Origin of the sequence: Pseudomonas sp. BN411, assembly GCF_029871235.1 — a bacterium.
Classification (GTDB): Bacteria; Pseudomonadota; Gammaproteobacteria; order Pseudomonadales; family Pseudomonadaceae; genus Metapseudomonas.
In genome coordinates this window covers 1-16,894 of the sequence record NZ_SSOM01000066.1, presented here as the reverse complement: position 1 = coordinate 16,894, position 16,894 = coordinate 1, and the positions used below count along the sequence as shown (strand labels likewise).

Sequence of the window (16,894 nt, the reverse complement as noted above, 5' to 3'; positions counted from 1 at the left end):
AAAGCCCCACGGTGAGGAGCTCGACTCCGCGGGGTGAAGTTGCCGGCCGGGGGAGGCCGGGCAAGGGAGGAAAGGGTCAGGCCTGCGGCTGCCAGCCGCCGCCGAGGGCCTTGTAGATGGCGACGATGCCGCGATAGACATCCGTTTCGGCCTGGGCCTGGGCGTCTTCGGCGGCCAGCCGCTCGCGTTCGGCGTCCAGCAGCACGAGGAAGTCCACGGTGCCTTCGCGATAACGCGTTGCAGCCTGTTCGGCGGCGGCGCGGGTGGCTTCCGACTGGCGAACCAGGGACACCAGCCGCTCCTGGCGCTTGCCGTAGTCGCTGAAGGCGTTCTCCGACTCTTCCAGGGCCAGCAGCACCTGCTGCTCGTAGCTGGCCAGCGCGCCCTCGGCGTCGGCTTCGGAGGCGCGGATCTGAGCCCGGACGCTGCCGAGGTCGAAGGCCGCCCAGGAAATGGTCGGCGCCACGGCCCAGGCGCGGGCGGCGGAGGAACCGATCTGCGAACCGCGCCCGGCGGTGAAGCCGAGGAAGCCGGAAAGGCTTACGCGGGGGAACAGGTCGGCAGTAGCCACGCCCACACCAGCGGTGGCGGCGGCCAACTGGCGCTCGGCGGAGCGGACATCCGGACGGCGACGCAGCAACTCGGCCGGGTCGCCGATGGGCAGTTCCTTGGCAATCACCGGCAGCGGCTTGGGCGACAGGTCCACGGTCAGCTGCTCCGGGCGCTGGCCAAGCAGGGTGGCGATGCGGTTGCGGGCGCGGGCTTCCTCGGCCTGCAGTTGCGGCACGCTGGCTTCGGTGGCGGCCAGGCGGCCATCGGCACGCAGCACATCCAGTTCGCTGCCGACGCCGGCATCGCGCAGCTGCTCGGTCAGGGCTCGGGATTCGCGCTGGTTCTCCAGGTTGTCGCGAGCGATCCGTTCACGCAGTTGGGCGCCGCGCAGGTTGCCGTAGGCGTCCACCAGCTCGGCGATCAGGCTCACCTGCAGCTGTTGCAGGTCGGCCTGGGCCGCGTCGGATTCCGCTTCACTGGCTTCGATCTGCCGCTGGATGCGACCGAACAGGTCCAGTTCCCAGGCCATGTTCAGGCCCAGGTCGTAACGCTCGTTGTTGACCCGCTCTTCAGTGAGGCCGGGTTGCTGGCCCTTGCCGATCTCGGCGCTGGCACCGGCGGTGACCACCGGGAACTGGTCGTTGCCGACGTCATCGCGGATGGCGCGGGCGGCCTTGAGGCGGGCGAACGCCACGCGCAGCTCACGGTTTTCCTGGAGCGACTGTTGCACCAGCTGGTTCAGCGTCGGGTCGTCGAACTGCTGCCACCAGAGGCTCTCGAAGCGTGAACGGTCGACTTTCACGGCGTCCGCCGAGGCGAGCCGCGCGGGCTCGCTTTCAGGGGCCTTGTAGTCCGGGCCTACGGCACAGGCGGAGAGCGCCAGTGCCAGCAGGGCAGGGGCAAAAGCCTTGTACATCATGCGTGGGCTTCCTTCAGTTTCTGGGCGCGGGCGGCCTTGCGGGCTTCGCCTTTTTCGACGAAGCCACGGATCAGGACATAGAACACCGGGGTCAGCAGCAGGCCGAAGAAGGTCACGCCGATCATCCCGCTGAACACCGCTACACCCATGGCATGGCGCATTTCCGCGCCGGCGCCGGAGGAGATCACCAGGGGCACCACACCCATGATGAAGGCGATGGAGGTCATCAGGATCGGGCGCAGACGCAGGCGGCAGGCTTCCAGGACGGCAGCGATGCGGTCCAGGCCTTCTTCCTGTTTCTCCTTGGCGAACTCGACGATGAGGATGGCGTTCTTGCACGCCAGGCCCACCAGTACGATCAGGCCGATCTGGGTGAAGATGTTGTTGTCGCTACCGGCCAGGATCACCCCGGTGATGGCGGAAAACAGCACGGTCGGCACGATCAGGATCACCGCCAGCGGCAGGCTCCAGCTCTCGTACTGGGCGGCCAGCACCAGGAAGGCCAGCAGCACGCAGAGCGGGAAGATGAACACCGCGGTATTTCCGGCGAGGATTTGCTGGAAGGTCAGGTCCGTCCACTCGTAGGTCATGCCGTTGGGCAGTTCTTCGTCCAGCAGCTTGGCGATCGCCGCTTCGGCCTGGCCGGAGCTGTAGCCGGGGGCCGCAGCGCCGTTGATCTCGGCGGTGATGAAGCCGTTGTAGTGCATCACGCGGTCAGGACCTGCGCTGTTCTCCACCTTGACGAAGGTGGACAGCGGGATCATCTCGCCACGGTTGTTGCGCACCTTCAGTTGGCCGATCTGCTCGGGCTCCAGGCGGAATTGCTGCTCTGCCTGGACGTTGACCTGGTAGGTGCGGCCGAAGCGGTTGAAGTCGTTGGCGTACAGCGAACCCAGGTACACCTGCATGGTGTCGAATATGTCGCTGATGGCCACGCCGTGGGTCTTGGCCTTCTCGCGGTCGATGGCAGCATCCACCTGGGGCACGTTGACCTGGTAGCTAGTGAACACCGACATGGGGTTCAGCTCCGGCAGTTGGCGCGCCTTGGCGATGATGTTCTGGGTCTGCTTGTACAGCTCCTCGTAGCCCAGGTTGCCGCGGTCCTCGACCTGCAGGCGGAAGCCGCCGATGGTGCCGAGGCCCTGTACCGGGGGCGGCGGGAAGATCGCGATGTAGGCGTCCTGGATGTCGGCGAACTGCTTGTTCAGCTCGGCCGCGATGGCACCGGCGGACATGGACGGGTCCTTGCGCTCATCGAAGGGCTTGAGCGGGGTGAACACGATGCCGCTGTTCGGGCTGTTGGTGAAACCGTTGATGGACAGGCCCGGGAAGGCCACGGTGTTCTCCACCCCCGGATGCTTGGAGGCGATCTCCGACATGCGCTTGATCACGGCCTCGGTGCGGTCCAGGGTGGCGGCGTCCGGCAGTTGGGCGAAGGCCACCAGGTACTGCTTGTCCTGCTGCGGTACGAAGCCGGTCGGGGTGCTGGAGAAGCCCAGGTAGCCGAGCACCAGCAGGCCGCCGTACACCACCAGGGCGATGCTGCTGCCGCGCAGCACACGGCGCACGGTGCCGACATAGCCACCGCCTGCGCGTTCGAACATGCGGTTGAACGGGCCGAACAGCCAGCCGCCGAACAGCTTGTCGAGCACGCGGGAGAAGCGGTCCTTCGGTGCGTGGTGGTCTTTCAGCAGCACGGCGGCCAGGGCCGGCGACAGGGTCAGCGAGTTGAAGGCCGAGATCACCGTGGAAATGGCGATGGTCAGCGCGAACTGCTGGTAGAACTGCCCGGTGAGGCCGGAGATGAAGGCGGTGGGCACGAACACGGCGCACAGCACGAGGGCGGTGGCGATGATCGGGCCGGTCACTTCCTTCATGGCCTGACGGGTGGCGTCGATGGGGGATTTGCCGAGGCCGATGTTCCGCTCGACGTTCTCCACCACAACAATGGCGTCGTCCACCACGATGCCGATGGCCAGCACCAGGCCGAACAGCGACAGGGCGTTCAACGAGAAGCCGAACAGGTGCATCACCGCGAAGGTACCGATCAGCGATACCGGCACGGCGGCCAGCGGGATGATCGAGGCGCGCCAGGTCTGCAGGAACAGGATCACCACCAGCACCACCAGCACGATGGCTTCGAGCAGGGTGTGGACCACCGCCTCGATGGAGCCGCGCACGAAGATGGTCGGGTCATAGACGATTTCGTAGTCCATGCCCTGGGGGAAGTTCTGCTTCAGCTCGGCCATGCGTGCCCGGACGGCATCGGAAATCTCGATGGCGTTGGAACCGGGGCGCTGGAATACCGGAATGGCTACGGCCGGCTGGTTGTTCAGCAGCGAACGCAGGGCGTACTGGCTGGAGCCCAGCTCGACACGGGCGATGTCCTTCAGGCGAGTGATTTCGCCGTCTTCACCGGAACGGATGATGATGTTCTCGAACTCTTCCTCGGTGACCAGGCGGCCTTGAGTGTTGATCGAGAGCTGGAAGCTGTTGCCGGCGTTGGATGGCGGTGCACCGAGGGCGCCTGCGGCCACCTGGCGGTTCTGTTCGCGGATGGCGTTGACCACGTCAGTGGCGGTCAGGTTGCGTGAGGCCACCTTGTTCGGGTCCAGCCACACACGCAGGGAGTAGTCGCCCATGCCGAACAGCTGCACGTCACCCACGCCGTCCAGGCGCGCCAGCTCGTCCTTGACGTTGAGCGCGGCGTAGTTGGACAGGTAGAGCATGTCGTAGCGGTTATCGGGCGAGGTCAGGTGCACGACCATGGTCAGGTCGGGCGAGGCCTTGTCGACCGTGATGCCGATCCGGGTGACTTCCTCCGGCAACTTGGGCTCGGTACGGGTCACGCGGTTCTGTACCTGCACCTGCGCGTTGTCCAGGTCGGTACCCAGGGCGAAGGTGATGGTCAGGGTCAGCTTGCCGTCCGCGGTGGCCTGGGAGGACATGTAGAGCATGCCTTCCACGCCGACGATGGCCTGCTCCAATGGCGAGGCGACGGTTTCACCGATCACCTTGGGGTTGGCGCCGGGGAAGGTGGCGCGTACCACTACCGTCGGCGGAACCACTTCGGGGTATTCGCTGATGGGCAGCTGGAACAGCGAGATGGCGCCGCCGATCAGGATCAGCAGCGACAGCACGGCGGCGAAGATCGGCCGCTGGATGAAGAACTGGGAAAAATTCATGTCGTGCTACCTCAGCCGCGCGGACCGACGGAAGGTTTGGTGGCGTTCTGCTCGGCAACGCGCGGGGCGTCGCGCTCTTCCACGGACTGGCGCAGGCGGGCCAACTGGTCGAGGGTGGCTTCGTCGGCCATGGGCACGGCTTCCGGTTCCACCGGGGCACCCGGCATGGCGCGCTGCAGGCCGTTGACGACGATCGTCTCGCCCTTGGCCAGGCCGTTGCGGACGATGCGCAGGCCTTCCAGCTTCGGACCCAGCTCGATGGAGCGGTAATTCACCTTGTTGTCGTCACCGAGCACCAGGACGAATTTCTTGCCGAGGTCAGTGCCGATGGCTTCGTCCTTGATCAGTGCGGCGGGGTAGGTCTCGCTGCCCACCAGCTTGATGCGGGCGTAGAGGCCGGGGGTGAAGCGGCCATCCTTGTTGTCGAACACGGCGCGGCCACGGATGGTGCCGGTGCGCGGGTTGACCTGGTTGTCGAGGAAGTCCAGCTGGCCCAGGTGCGGGTTGCCGGTTTCGCTGGACAGGCCCATGTAGACGGGGCTGGCGGCGCGGGTGTCGGAGCCGGTCTTGCGGGCCAGTTCCACGTACTTGAGGAAGGCGCGCTCGTCGGCGTCGAAGTAGGCGTAGACCTTGTCGGTGGACACCACCGAGGTGAGCAGCGACTGGCTGGCGTTGACCAGGTTGCCTTCGGTGATTTCGGCACGGCTGACGCGGCCATCGATGGGCGCGGTCACGCGGGTGAAGCTGAGGTTGAGCTTGGCGTTGTCGAGTTCGGCCTGGGTGGCGGCAACGGCGGCTTGGGCTTCGACAGCGGCAGTGGTGCGGGCGTCGGCCAGTTCGGCGGAGATGGCGTTGGTCTGGCGCAGGCGCTCGCCGCGGCGGGCTTCGTTGGCGGCACGGCCCTGGTTGGCGCGGGCCTGTTGCAGCTGGGCCTCCAGGCGCTTGACCTCGGCCTCGAAGGGGCGCGGGTCGATCTGGAACAGCAGGTCGCCTTTCTTCACCAGGCTGCCTTCGTCGAAGGCCACGCGGTCGATGTAGCCGGAGACGCGCGGACGGATTTCGACGGATTCCGGGGCTTCCAGGCGACCGGTGAACTCATCCCACTCGTTGAGGGGCTGCTCGATCACCTCGGCAACGGAGACTTTGGGGGCTGCGTGGTTGAGGTTGGCTTCCGGTGCCTTGCCACAGGCGACCAGTACCACTGCTGCCGCAAGGGTAAGTGGGTAACGCCAGAGATTCTTGTGAAGTGCTTCCATGGGACAGCTCCGCCAATTGGTTTTATGAATGGGCGGAGTCTGCAAGCTGGGATTCGACCAGACGAATCGAATGCCCTGAAGATGAATATCACTGGAAGTGATTGATCAGGGGGGAGTTATGGATTCGTTGATGATGCGGGGCGGTAAGGCGGCCGGGGAATATTGTGGGGGCGAATTCATTCGCTAAGGGCTGCGCAGCAGCCCCCTGGATGGTTGATGGGCAGACCTTCGGCCTGCTTGGCGAATGAATTCGCCCCTACAGGAAAAGCGGCGCGGTTGCTCGGGGCCAATCCCCGGCACGAACCTTGTAGGGGCGATTTCAATCGCCAAGGGATGCGCAGCATCCCCCTGGATGGTTGATGGGCAGCCCCTCCGTCTGCTTGGCGAATGAATTCGCCCCTACAGGGATAAGCGGCGACGTTGCTGGGGGTCAATCCCCGGCACGAACCTTGTGGGGGCGATTTCAATCGCCAAGGGATGCGCAGCGTCCCCTGAGGGTCTGATGGGCAGACCTTCGGCCTGCTTGGCGAATGAATTCGCCCCTACAGGGAAAAGCGGCGCGGTTGCTCGAGGCCAATCCCAGGCACGAACCTTGTGGGGGCGATTTCAATCGCCAAGGGATGCGCAGCATCCCCTGAGAGTCTGATGGGCAGCCCTTCGGCCTGCTTGGCGAATGAATTCGCCCCTACAGGAAAGCTGCGCGGTTGCTCGAGGCCAATCCCAGGTACGAACCTTGTAGGGGCCATTTCAATCGCCAAGGGATGCGCAGCATCCCCTGAGCGTCTGATGGGCAGACCTCCGGCCTGCTTGGCGAATGAATTCGCCCCTACAGGGATAAGCGGCGACGTTGCTGGGGGTCAATCCCCGGCACGAACCTTGTGGGGGCGATTTCAATCGCCAAGGGATGCGGAGCATCCCCTGAGAGTCTGATGGGCATACCTTCGGCCTGCTTGGCGAATGAATTCGCCCCCACAGGAAAAGCAACAGAAGTGCAGGCGGGGGCTATTCCAGGCTATCCGGATCGCCGCAGTACATCTGGATACGCGAACGCAGCCAGCGCTCGGCGGGGTCGTTGTCCTGGGCGCCGCGCCAGGCCATGGACAGCTCGAAGGACTGCACCGGTAGCGGCGGGTCTTCGGCGCGCAAGCCGCCAGCAGCGGTCAGGGCGGCGGCGGTGTAGTCCGGCACCATGGCCACCAGATCGGTGCCGGCGAGCAGGGTGCCGAGGCCATTGAACTGCGGCACGGCGAGCACCACCTTGCGGGTCTTGCCTACCTTGGCCAGTTCCTCATCGACGAAGCCACCCAGATCACCGGCGAAGGACACAAGGGCGTGGGGGCGAGTGCAGTAGTCGTCGAGGCTCAGGGGGCCGGGCACCGAGTCGGCGCGCAGCACCTTGGACTTGGAGCGACGCAGGGTCTTGCGCTTGGCGTTCGCCGGCAACTCATCGGTGTAGGCGACGCCGACTGATATTTCGCCAGATGCCAGCAGGTTGGGCATCAACAGATAGTTGGTGCGCCGCACCACCAGCACCACGCCGGGCGCTTCGGCGCGCATGCGGCGCAGCAGGGCGGGGAGCAGGCCGAATTCCACATCATCCGACAGGCCAATGCGGAAAACCGCGTTGCTGGTGGCCGGGTCGAAGTCGGCGGCGCGGCTGACGGCGGTGGAGATAGAGTCCAGGGCCGGGGAGAGCAGGGCGAAGATTTCCACGGCCCGCGCCGAGGGCTCCATGCTGCGGCCGGTACGGACGAACAGCGGGTCGTCGAACAGGGTGCGCAGTCGCGCCAGCGCCGCGCTGATCGCCGGCTGGCCGAGGAAGAGCTTTTCCGCTGCTCGTGTCACGCTGCGCTCATGCATGAGCGTCTCGAACACTATAAGAAGGTTGAGGTCAACTCTTCGCAGGTCGTTCCGGTTCATGGAATCATCCGTAATTAATGTGTGAAAGGTGCAATTCCCCGGTCCGGTCGTCAAGGCTCACATCATCGCCGTTTATGACAACTATCAATGGCTGCGGGTGGTTTTGTGGATAAAGCCCGGATAGAGTCCGTGGCTATGAAGAGTCAACAGGCGAGGTATGTGATGTCCCGCATGATCCGTTTCCATCAGTTCGGAGGCCCCGAAGTCCTCCAACTGGATGAGCTGCCGACCCCCGTTCCGGGGCCGGGTGAAGTGCTGGTGCGTACCCAGGCCCTGGGTGTGGGCTGGAGGGACGTGCTCTGGCGGCAGAACCTGGCGGCCGAACAGGCGGCGAAATTACCTTCCGGCCTTGGTTCCGAGATGGCCGGCATCGTGGAAGCCGTTGGCGAGGGCGTTGAAGACCTGGCTGTCGGTACGCCCGTTGCCAGTTTCCCGGCCAGCACGCCGAGCCAGCATCCGGCCTGGGGCGACCTGGTCCTGATGCCGCGTAGCGGCCTGGTTGCCTATCCCGACGCGCTGACGCCGGAGGAAGCCAGCATTCATTACACGGCACTGCTGATGGCCTATTTCGCCCTGGTCGACTTGGGCGGCGTGAAGCCTGGTCAGCACGTCCTGGTCACCGAGGCTGGGCACTGTCTGGCGCCGCAGACCGTCCAGTTGGCGAAGGCGCTGGGTGCCAAGGTCATCGCCTCCACCAGCTACCCGGAAAGCCGTGCCTTCCTCAAGCAATTGGGTGCCGACAAGATCATCGTCACCGAGGAGCAGGACCTGGTCCTGGAAGTCGAGCGCTTCACCCAGGGCAAAGGCGTCGAAGTGGTCCTGGACCAGTGCGCCGGCCAGCAGATGAAGCTTCTGGGCGACGTCGCCGCGCAGCGCGGCAAGCTGGTGGTCTATGGCTGCAACGGCGGCAACGACACCGCGTTCCCGGCCTGCGCCGCGTTCAAGAAACATCTGCAGTTCTATCGTCATTGCGTACTCGACTTCACCGGTTCTCCGGAGTTGGGCATCGAGGCTAATGAGGCTTCGGTCAAGCGGGCGCTGGACCATATCAACCAGATGACCCGTGATCATCTGTTGAAGCCTCCGATTGATCGCGTATTCGCGTTCGAGGACTTCGTTGAGGCCAACCGTCACATGGAAACCTGCCCAGCAGGTGGGCGTGTGGTGATGAAGGTTGCCGACTGAGGAAGGCGGGGCGGGCCGTTGGGTCCGCCCCGAATCTGTCTTGTTGTGGAATGTTGGGCAGTGTGCCGCGCGAGGCGGCCGGGTCGATAGCCGAATCCTGCTGGATTATTGCCTGATCCTCCTGAACCACTGCCAGGCGCGAGACGAGCCTGCAAGCCATGGGTAGAGTTGGCCCATCTTCCCCGAGGGTCCAAACCATGAATGCACATGCATTCCTCGCCACTCAGGAATCCGATTCCGTCGCGCGCCAGCAGCAGGAACTGGTGCGGATCATTGAACGATTCACCCGCCAGGGCGGCCTGTTGGAAACTGCCATTCCGGGCCTCATCCTGTATCGCGCCACCCAGCCCAGCGAGCCGCTGCACTGCCTTTACGAGCCGGCCCTCGGCCTGGTGGTACAGGGGCGCAAGAAAGTGTTGCTGGGTGACGAAACCTATTACTACGGGCCGTCGGAGTACCTGGTGGTGTCCGTCGACCTACCGGTGATCGGTCAGGTCACCGAAGCCAGCCCCGAAGTGCCGTTCCTCAGCCTGCGTCTGGAACTCGACCCGAAGGAAATCAGCACCCTGCTGATGGAGCTGCCGATTCCCACGCCCGCGCCGCAATCCTGTCCGCGCTGCCTGTCGGTCAGCGGATTGGGCGATTCGTTGCAGGACGCCGTGCTGCGCCTGGTGCGGCTGCTGGATACCCCCGAAGACATCCCCGCGCTGGCGCCGCTGGTGCGCCGCGAGATTCTCTACCGCCTGCTGCGCGGCGAGCAGTGCGCGCAGCTGCGCCAGATCGCCAGCAGCGGCACCCAGGGCCACCGCATCGGCCGGGCGGTGAACTGGTTGCGGAAGAACTTTCACCAGCCGCTGCAGATCGAGCGCCTGGCCAGCGAGGTGAACATGAGCGCTTCGGCGCTGCATCACCACTTCAAGGCGATGACGGCCATGAGCCCGCTGCAGTTCCAGAAGCAGTTGCGCCTGCAGGAGGCGCGCCGGCTGATGCTGGTGGAAGCCCTGGACGCCGCCAGCGCCGGCGGCCGGGTGGGCTACGAAAGCCCATCGCAGTTCAGCCGCGAATACAGCCGGCTGTTCGGCGCACCGCCCGTGCGGGACATCGCGCGCCTGCGCCAGTCGGCGTGAAACCGCCCCGGCAGGGGCGCCCTGGACCATCCTTATCCTGAATGCCCTCGGCGTTGCCGAGCGGCTTTTCCTGAACCATCCAGACAGAGGTGGTGAGCCTGATGATTACTCTCAACCTGAACGGCAAGGACCACGAACTCGACGTGCCTGCGGACATGCCCCTGCTATGGGCCCTGCGCGACGTCGCCAACCTGACCGGCACCAAGTACGGCTGCGGCATGGCCCTGTGCGGCGCCTGCACCGTGCATATCGACGGCCAGGCGACCCGCTCCTGCGTCACGCCGGTTTCGGCGGTGGTGGGCAAGAAGATCACCACGGTCGAGGCCGTGAGCGAAGACCCGGTGGGCAAGGCCGTGCAGGCCGCCTGGCGCAAGCTCGACGTGGTGCAGTGCGGTTACTGCCAGTCCGGGCAGATCATGTCCGCCACTGCGCTGTTGCGGGGCAATCCAAAACCGAGCGATGCCGATATCGATGCGGCCATGAGCGGCAATATCTGCCGCTGCGCCACCTACGTGCGGATTCGCGCCGCCATCCATGAAGCCGCCGGCACGCTGGCTTGAGGAGAATCGACATGGGCACCTTCGAAACCGAAACCCGGGCGGCCAGCGGCATTCTCAATGTCAGCCGGCGCACCTTCCTCAAGGGCAGCGGCGGCTTCGCCCTCGGCATTGCCTTCGCACCGCTGCTGCGGGGTGGCGAAGCGCTGGCTGCCACCGCCGAACCCTTTGCGCCCAACGCCTTCGTCCGTATCGCCGGAGATGGCAGCGTGACCATCCTCGCCAAGCATGTGGAGATGGGGCAGGGCACCTACACGGGTCTGGCCACCCTGCTGGCCGAGGAATTGGATGCCGACTGGAGCCAGGTGCGCGTCGAGGGCGCACCAGCCAACGCCGCGCTCTACAACAACCTAGCCTTCGGCCCGATGCAGGGCACCGGCGGCAGCTCGGCCATCGCCAACTCCTTCGAGCAGATGCGCAAGGCGGGTGCCAGTGCCCGCGCCATGCTGGTGGCCGCTGCCGCCGAGCAATGGAAGGTGTCGGCTGCAGAGATCAGCGTGAGCAAGGGCGTGGTCAGCCATGCCGCATCCGGCAAGCAGGCCGGATTCGGCGAATTGGCCGAAGCCGCGGCGCGCCAACCGCTGCCGAGCGAGGTGAAGCTCAAATCGCCCAAGGAATTCACGCTGATCGGCCAGGAGCGCTTGTCCCGCAAGGACAGCGCCGACAAGACCGACGGCAGCGCCACCTTCACCCAGGACTTCAAGCTGCCCGGCATGCTGGTGGCGGTGGTCGCCTATCCGCCGCGTTTCGGTGGCGTGCCGAAGTCTGTCGATGCGAGCAAGGCCAAGGCTGTATCCGGCGTAGTCGAGGTGGTGGAGTTCAAGGACACGCCCCACGGCCGGGCCGGTGTGGCCGTGCTGGCGAAGAACACCTGGGCCGCGCGCCAGGGCCGTGACGCCCTGGTGGTGGAGTGGGACGAAAGCAAGGCATTCAAGCTCGGCAGCGAAGAGATCTTCGCCCGTTACCGCGAGGCAGCGAGCAAGGAAGGGCTTATCGCTGGCAAGCAGGGCGACATCGCGGCAGCCCTGGCCCAGCCGGCCAAGTTGATCGAGGCCGACTACGAGTTCCCCTATCTGGCCCACGCCGCCATGGAACCGATGAACTGCCTGGTGAAGATTTCCGCCGGCCAATGCGATGTGTGGAACGGCGAGCAGTTCCAGACGGTGGACCAACTGGCCATTGCCAAGTACCTGGGCATTCCGGTGGAGAAGGTCAGCCTGACCCAGCTCTACGCCGGAGGCAGTTTCGGCCGTCGTGCCAATCCGCAGTCGGATTACCTGCTGGAGGCCGTGGCCATCGCCAAGGCGGCCCGAGCCAAGGGGCACGAGGTGCCGGTGAAACTGGTCTGGACCCGCGAGGATGACACCCACGGCGGTTTCTTCCGCCCTGCCTACCTGCACCGTGCCCGCCTGGCGCTGGATAGCGAAGGCAAGTTGCAGGGCTGGCACCAGCGCGTGGTGGGCCAGTCCATCCTCAAGGGCACGGCCTTCGAGGGAGCGATGGTGAAGGAAGGCATCGACCACACCTCGGTCGAGGGAGCGGCCAACCTGTCCTACGCGGTGCCCAACCTGCAGGTGGAGCTGCATACGCCGGACGACATCAGCGTCCCGGTGCAATGGTGGCGCTCGGTGGGTCATACCCATACCGCCTACGCGGTGGAAACCCTGATCGACCAGGCGGCCACTATTGCCGGCAAGGACCCTTACACGTACCGCCACGACTTGCTGGGCAAGAAGCCACGCCATCTCGGCGCGCTGGAGCTGGCCGCGCAGAAAGCCGGCTGGGACCAGCCGCTGAAGCCGGGAGCGGAGGGTGAAAAACGTGGTCGCGGCATTGCCGTGCACGAGTCCTTCGGCTCCTTCGTCGCCCAGGTCGCGGAGGTGACGGTCAAGGCGGACGGAAGCTTCAAGGTGGACCGGGTGGTCTGTGCGGTGGATTGCGGCCTGGCGGTCAATCCGGATGTGATCCGCGCGCAGATGGAAGGCGGGATCGGCTACGGCCTGGCGGCTGCGCTGCACGGCGCCATCACCCTGAAGGAAGGTGTGGTCGAGCAATCCAATTTCCACGACTTCCAGGTGCTGCGGATCAACGAGATGCCGGTGGTGGAGGTGCACATCGTGCCATCGGCGCAAGCGCCGACCGGAGTAGGGGAGCCGGGGGTACCACCGATCGCGCCGGCGGTGGCCAATGCGATCTATGCGGCCGTGGGGCAGCGCATCTACAAGCTGCCGCTGCCTCGGCAGGTGCAGCAGGCCTGATACAGGCTGCCGAAGGAATCAGGCGGCTTGGCTGGCGTAGATCAGTTCGCGCAGGGCCTTGCGCTCCGCCACTGGAGTCGGGGCCTCGCGCACGGCCAGGCGGCCGTCATCCAGGCTGACCACCACTTCGGTTTCGAAGTGCAGGCGGAGTTCATCGAGGGTCACGTGGGTGACCTGGTACAGGCTGTCGCTGATTCGAGGGTCGGCAGACATGGCGTTGATCTCGTTCCGGTTGGCCGCAAGGCCGATGGAGCGATAGTGATGCCGGTGCATCCAGCGCGGAATTGAAAGGGGGTGATGGTGAACATCATTCCCGTCGATGGCCCGGAGCCTTGTAGGGTGGGCTTTAGCCCACGCTGACCTGCGATGGTGGGCTGAAGCCCACCCTACGCGCTAACGGAAGTCAGCCCTGCGGCACGAAGTTCGGATCGGACAGGTGCTGCACCAGCAGGTCGTGCACCAGCCTCACCCGGGACGGTACGGGGCCCTGCTGCGGGCGGTAGATGAACATCTCCCAGGGCGGCGGCGCCTGGTCCTGCAACACGGGCACCAGACGGCCCGCACGCAGGTGCGGTTCGGCCAGGTAGATGGGTAACTGGCCGAAGCCGATGCCGGCCAGTACGGCCTCCACTTCGTTTTCCTGGTCGTCGGTGCAGAACGCGGCGTTGGCCGGCTGGATCTGTTGTCCGTCGGCGAACATCCAGGGCCAGACACGGCCGGTGTTGTTGTCGATCAGCGCGGTGGTGGGCAGTTGGTGCAGATCGTCCAGCGATTTCGGCGCGCCATGGCGCTGCAGTAGTTCCGGAGTGCCCACCACCAGCAGCGGAATCTGCGCAACCGCCCGCGCGATGTAGCGACGGTCGCGGATGAAGCCGATGCGTACGCCGAGGTCGATCTGCTGCTCGACCGAATCGGTGAGCTGGTCGGACAGGCGCATGTCGAAATGGATGCGCGGATGCTCGCGGGCGATCTGCGCCAGCACGGGAAGCAGGAAGCGCCGCCCGACTGAACGGGGGGCGGCGATGCCCACGCGCCCGGCCAGCTCCTCTTCGCGCTTGCCGCCATGTTGCTGGAACAGCTGATCCAGGCCGGCCAGGGCTTCGCGGGCCTGGCTGGCGAGACGCTCGCCGAAGGCGGTGATCTGCACGTGGCGGGTGCTGCGGTGGAACAGCGGTTCGCCGAACTGGTCTTCGAGGTCCTTGATGGCGCGGGTCACGGTTTGCGGCGAGGCACCCAGGCGGGTAGCGGCTTCGCGGAAGCTCGGGGTTTCGGCGGCGACACAGAGGATGCGCAGCAGTTCGATGCGATTGAACATGTTCGGTGTTCCATTTTGTGGAATTTCAAAATCCTGACTATTCCATTCAGTGACGGCAAGACCTTCCCGATACTGGCGCCCAGTTACCGGATTCATCCCGACTCCGGGCTTCCTGGGAGTGCCCTCATGAGCAACAACATTTCCACCAAGGTCGTGGTCATTACCGGTGCCAGCAGCGGTCTGGGTGAAGCCACCGCCCGCCACCTGGCATCCCTGGGCGCCAAGGTGGTACTCGGTGCGCGTCGGGTCGAGCGCCTGCAGGGCCTGGTCGCCGAAATCGAAGCCGCTGGCGGCGAAGCCCTGGCCATCGCCACCGACGTCACCTCCGCCAGGCAGGTGGCCGCGCTGATCGAAGGCGCGGTCCAGCGCTTCGGCCGTGTCGATGTGCTGGTGAACAACGCCGGTCTGATGGCCATCGCGCCCATGGACGAGGTCAAGGTCGACGAGTGGTCGCGCATGTTCGATATCAACGTCATGGGCGTACTCCACGGCGTGGCGTCGGCGCTGCCGCTGTTCCGCAAGCAGGGTAGCGGGCACTTCATCAACGTCGCCTCCGTGGCCGGCATCAAGGTGTTCAGCCCGGGTGGCACGGTCTACAGCGCCACCAAGTTCGCGGTACGCGCCATCAGCGAAGGTTTGCGCCATGAGGTCGGTGGCAGCATCCGCACCACGGTGATCTCCCCCGGCGCGGTGGACTCCGAGCTGAAGCACGGCAGCTCCCACGAGGAAAGCAGCCAGGCCCTGGGCGAGTTCTACAAGATGGCCATTCCGGCCGAGTCCGTGGCGCGGGCCATCGCCTACGCCATCGAACAGCCGGCCGACGTGGACATCAGCGAAGTGGTACTGCGACCCACGCTCCAGGACTTCTGATCTGCGGCATGAAAAAGGCGGCCCCTGTGGCCGCCTTTTTTCGTTCCGCTCATTTGCTCAGGAGCACCGCCAGTTCGTCGGCTTCCTCGGTCCAGTCGGAATCCTCCACGAGGGCATCACGCAGGAAGGCGGATTGGGACTTGTTCCAGAACGGCGCATCCGGCAGGGGCTGTCCCACCGCCAGGCGGTGGTTCGCGACGAAACGCTCTATCCCGCTCTTGTCGGAAGGCAGGCCGAGCTGGTCGAAGAGGGCGCTGAGGGAATGATGGCTGGTATCCATGGCGGGGCTCCGGTAGGGCGTTGAACGGGAAAAAAGACCTCCAACGACTATAGACCCTGTACCGACCATGACCGCCGGGCGGCAGCATGTCGGCTACGACCGGCGCGGGCTTGCACTGGTAGCAGGCTTGGCTAGCCTCACACAAAATGTTTCAAAAGAACCTTGGGCCACCTGAACAGGGGGCGAAATGGGCGTCCATAGCGAGCAGAAACATCCTTTTCGGGATCCGGTGGAGGCCCTGTTGCTGGTCGCTCCGGTCTGGTCCCCTGTGCTGTTCATCTTCCTCGCCCAGTTGCTTCACGAATTCTTCCAGATCAACTGGTTGTTCAACTCCAGTCTGAGCACCTTCGGCATGTTCCTGGTGCCGGCCATTTCGGCGCTTCCGCTGATCCACGACTCACCCCGCCCACTCGCCACCAGGCTGTTGCTGGCGGGTGTCTATTATCTGGTTGGACTGGCAGCGATCTTCCTGATGTCCTGGGGAATGCTGCTGTACACCGGCTATACCTGATCCTGCCGCGGAACCTGGCACGGGGCCATGGATCAAAGGCCCTGGGTCCGCAGATTCGGCGGATCATCCCACTACGGAGCTATCCATGACCCCTTTGAAAAAACTCGCGCTCGTTGGCCTGGTGGCCTTGCCGCTGGTTGGTTGCATGAAAGAGGAACCCATCGACCAGGCGGTGCTCTGCACTTACAGCACCGATGCCGAGGCCAAGCTGTGCAAGTCCGGACAGATGTCCTGGTTCAAGGCGGGCAAGGCGGTCAACCAGTCCCTGCCGCTGAGCGTGGCGGCGGCGTATTGCGACTTCAATCACCCGGTCATGTACAACGAGGCGGGGGTGATCTGCGTGTTCACTGACAAGCGCCTGAGCCTGGTGAAGTAGGGGCGATGTATTCGGTGCGGCCGGGTGGAGAGTGCTTATCACCCAGCGCGGGCTATCGATTGTTGGGGGCGAATTCATTCGCTAAGGGCGGCGCTCCGCGAGCGGAGCGATACCCATGCGGACAAGGCTGATGGGTATCGCAAGCTCCACCCATCCTACGTCGCCGAGGTCACCTGCGGTCCGCCTGGCGATTGAAATCGCCCCCACAGGTAGATCGGTTTTTCGTTCCGCAAAAATGAAGAAGGCGCCACAAGTGGCGCCTTCTGCCTTTCGAGGGATTGCATACATCGTGATTGCCTGCCTCTGAACGGTGCTCCGGGATCAGCTGATGCGGTTGGCGCCAGTACGGTCAGCACCGCCTTCGGCGATACGGTTGGCACCAGTGCGATCGGCACCGCCTTCAGCGACACGGTTGGCACCGGTACGGTCAGCACCACCTTCGGCGATGCGGTTGGCACCAGTGCGGTCAGCACCACCTTCGGCGACACGGTTGGCACCAGTGCGGTCGGCACCACCTTCAGCAACGCGGTTGGCGCCAGTGCGGTCGGCACCACCTTCGGCAACGCGGTTGGCGCCAGTGCGG

14 protein-coding genes and 1 pseudogene are annotated in these 16,894 nt (G+C 64.9%); 7 read left to right on the top strand and 8 right to left on the bottom strand.

Features of this window, described 5'->3' with window-relative positions; genetic code table 11:
• Nucleotides 1-76: 76 nt before the first annotated feature.
• From E8F06_RS12180 to E8F06_RS12165, 4 genes are all read right to left on the bottom strand, one after another.
• Nucleotides 77-1,471, bottom strand: a complete 1,395-nt coding sequence (locus E8F06_RS12180; protein WP_280367408.1) for a TolC family protein — start codon at nt 1,469-1,471, stop codon at nt 77-79.
• Nucleotides 1,468-4,656: an efflux RND transporter permease subunit gene (locus E8F06_RS12175; RefSeq protein WP_280367405.1), complete on the bottom strand. Its 3,189-nt coding sequence runs from the start codon at nt 4,654-4,656 to the stop codon at nt 1,468-1,470. Before E8F06_RS12175 ends, E8F06_RS12180 begins: the two co-directional genes overlap by 4 nt.
• An 11-nt stretch (nt 4,657-4,667) precedes the next feature.
• Complete coding sequence (gene mexE / locus E8F06_RS12170) at nt 4,668-5,912, bottom strand: multidrug efflux RND transporter periplasmic adaptor subunit MexE (RefSeq protein ID WP_280367403.1); 1,245 nt, start codon at nt 5,910-5,912, stop codon at nt 4,668-4,670.
• A gap of 1,002 nt (nt 5,913-6,914) precedes the next feature.
• Complete coding sequence (locus E8F06_RS12165) at nt 6,915-7,832, bottom strand: LysR family transcriptional regulator (RefSeq protein ID WP_280367401.1); 918 nt, start codon at nt 7,830-7,832, stop codon at nt 6,915-6,917.
• Nucleotides 7,833-7,994: 162 nt separating this feature from the next.
• Here E8F06_RS12165 and E8F06_RS12160 point away from each other — a divergent pair, with 162 nt between their 5' ends.
• The 4 genes from E8F06_RS12160 to E8F06_RS12145 all read left to right on the top strand — a co-directional run bounded on the left by E8F06_RS12160 (nt 7,995) and on the right by E8F06_RS12145 (nt 12,959).
• Nucleotides 7,995-9,017 carry a zinc-dependent alcohol dehydrogenase family protein gene (locus E8F06_RS12160; protein ID WP_280367399.1) on the top strand — a complete coding sequence of 341 codons (1,023 nt, stop codon included), beginning with the start codon at nt 7,995-7,997 and terminating at the stop codon, nt 9,015-9,017.
• A 197-nt stretch (nt 9,018-9,214) separates the two neighbouring features.
• Entirely contained in the window at nt 9,215-10,144 is a 930-nt protein-coding gene (locus E8F06_RS12155) for an AraC family transcriptional regulator (RefSeq protein ID WP_280367397.1), read from the top strand.
• A 101-nt stretch (nt 10,145-10,245) separates the two neighbouring features.
• Nucleotides 10,246-10,704, top strand: coding sequence for a (2Fe-2S)-binding protein (locus E8F06_RS12150; protein WP_190834118.1), 459 nt, complete (start codon nt 10,246-10,248; stop codon nt 10,702-10,704).
• An 11-nt stretch (nt 10,705-10,715) separates the two neighbouring features.
• Nucleotides 10,716-12,959 carry a xanthine dehydrogenase family protein molybdopterin-binding subunit gene (locus E8F06_RS12145; protein ID WP_280367393.1) on the top strand — a complete coding sequence of 748 codons (2,244 nt, stop codon included), beginning with the start codon at nt 10,716-10,718 and terminating at the stop codon, nt 12,957-12,959.
• Between the two features lie 18 nt (nt 12,960-12,977).
• Here the strand turns inward: E8F06_RS12145 and ptrC are convergent, their stop codons facing one another.
• A complete protein-coding gene (gene ptrC, locus E8F06_RS12140) occupies nt 12,978-13,172 on the bottom strand; it encodes a type III secretion system co-regulatory protein PtrC (RefSeq protein ID WP_151133456.1) in 195 nt (64 codons plus the stop codon).
• 190 nt (nt 13,173-13,362) lie between these two features.
• Nucleotides 13,363-14,274 (bottom strand): LysR family transcriptional regulator, encoded by a 912-nt coding sequence (locus tag E8F06_RS12135; protein WP_280367390.1) that lies wholly within the window; start codon nt 14,272-14,274, stop codon nt 13,363-13,365.
• Between the two features lie 126 nt (nt 14,275-14,400).
• On the opposite strand from E8F06_RS12135, the gene E8F06_RS12130 reads away from it, so the two are divergent.
• Nucleotides 14,401-15,144 carry an SDR family oxidoreductase gene (locus tag E8F06_RS12130; protein ID WP_280367387.1) on the top strand — a complete coding sequence of 248 codons (744 nt, stop codon included), beginning with the start codon at nt 14,401-14,403 and terminating at the stop codon, nt 15,142-15,144.
• Between the two features lie 49 nt (nt 15,145-15,193).
• Here the strand turns inward: E8F06_RS12130 and E8F06_RS12125 are convergent, their stop codons facing one another.
• Nucleotides 15,194-15,424 (bottom strand): DUF2789 domain-containing protein, encoded by a 231-nt coding sequence (locus tag E8F06_RS12125; protein ID WP_280367385.1) that lies wholly within the window; start codon nt 15,422-15,424, stop codon nt 15,194-15,196.
• Nucleotides 15,425-15,611: 187 nt separating this feature from the next.
• On the opposite strand from E8F06_RS12125, the gene E8F06_RS12120 reads away from it, so the two are divergent.
• Both E8F06_RS12120 and E8F06_RS12115 read left to right on the top strand, forming a co-directional pair.
• On the top strand, nt 15,612-15,935 hold the full coding sequence (locus tag E8F06_RS12120; protein ID WP_280367383.1) for a hypothetical protein: 324 nt from the start codon (nt 15,612-15,614) through the stop codon (nt 15,933-15,935).
• 85 nt (nt 15,936-16,020) lie between these two features.
• Nucleotides 16,021-16,311 carry a hypothetical protein gene (locus E8F06_RS12115; protein ID WP_280367381.1) on the top strand — a complete coding sequence of 97 codons (291 nt, stop codon included), beginning with the start codon at nt 16,021-16,023 and terminating at the stop codon, nt 16,309-16,311.
• Between the two features lie 321 nt (nt 16,312-16,632).
• On the opposite strand, the pseudogene E8F06_RS12110 reads toward E8F06_RS12115, so the two are convergent.
• Nucleotides 16,633-16,894 (bottom strand): annotated as a pseudogene (locus tag E8F06_RS12110) (phage infection protein); the annotation flags it as partial.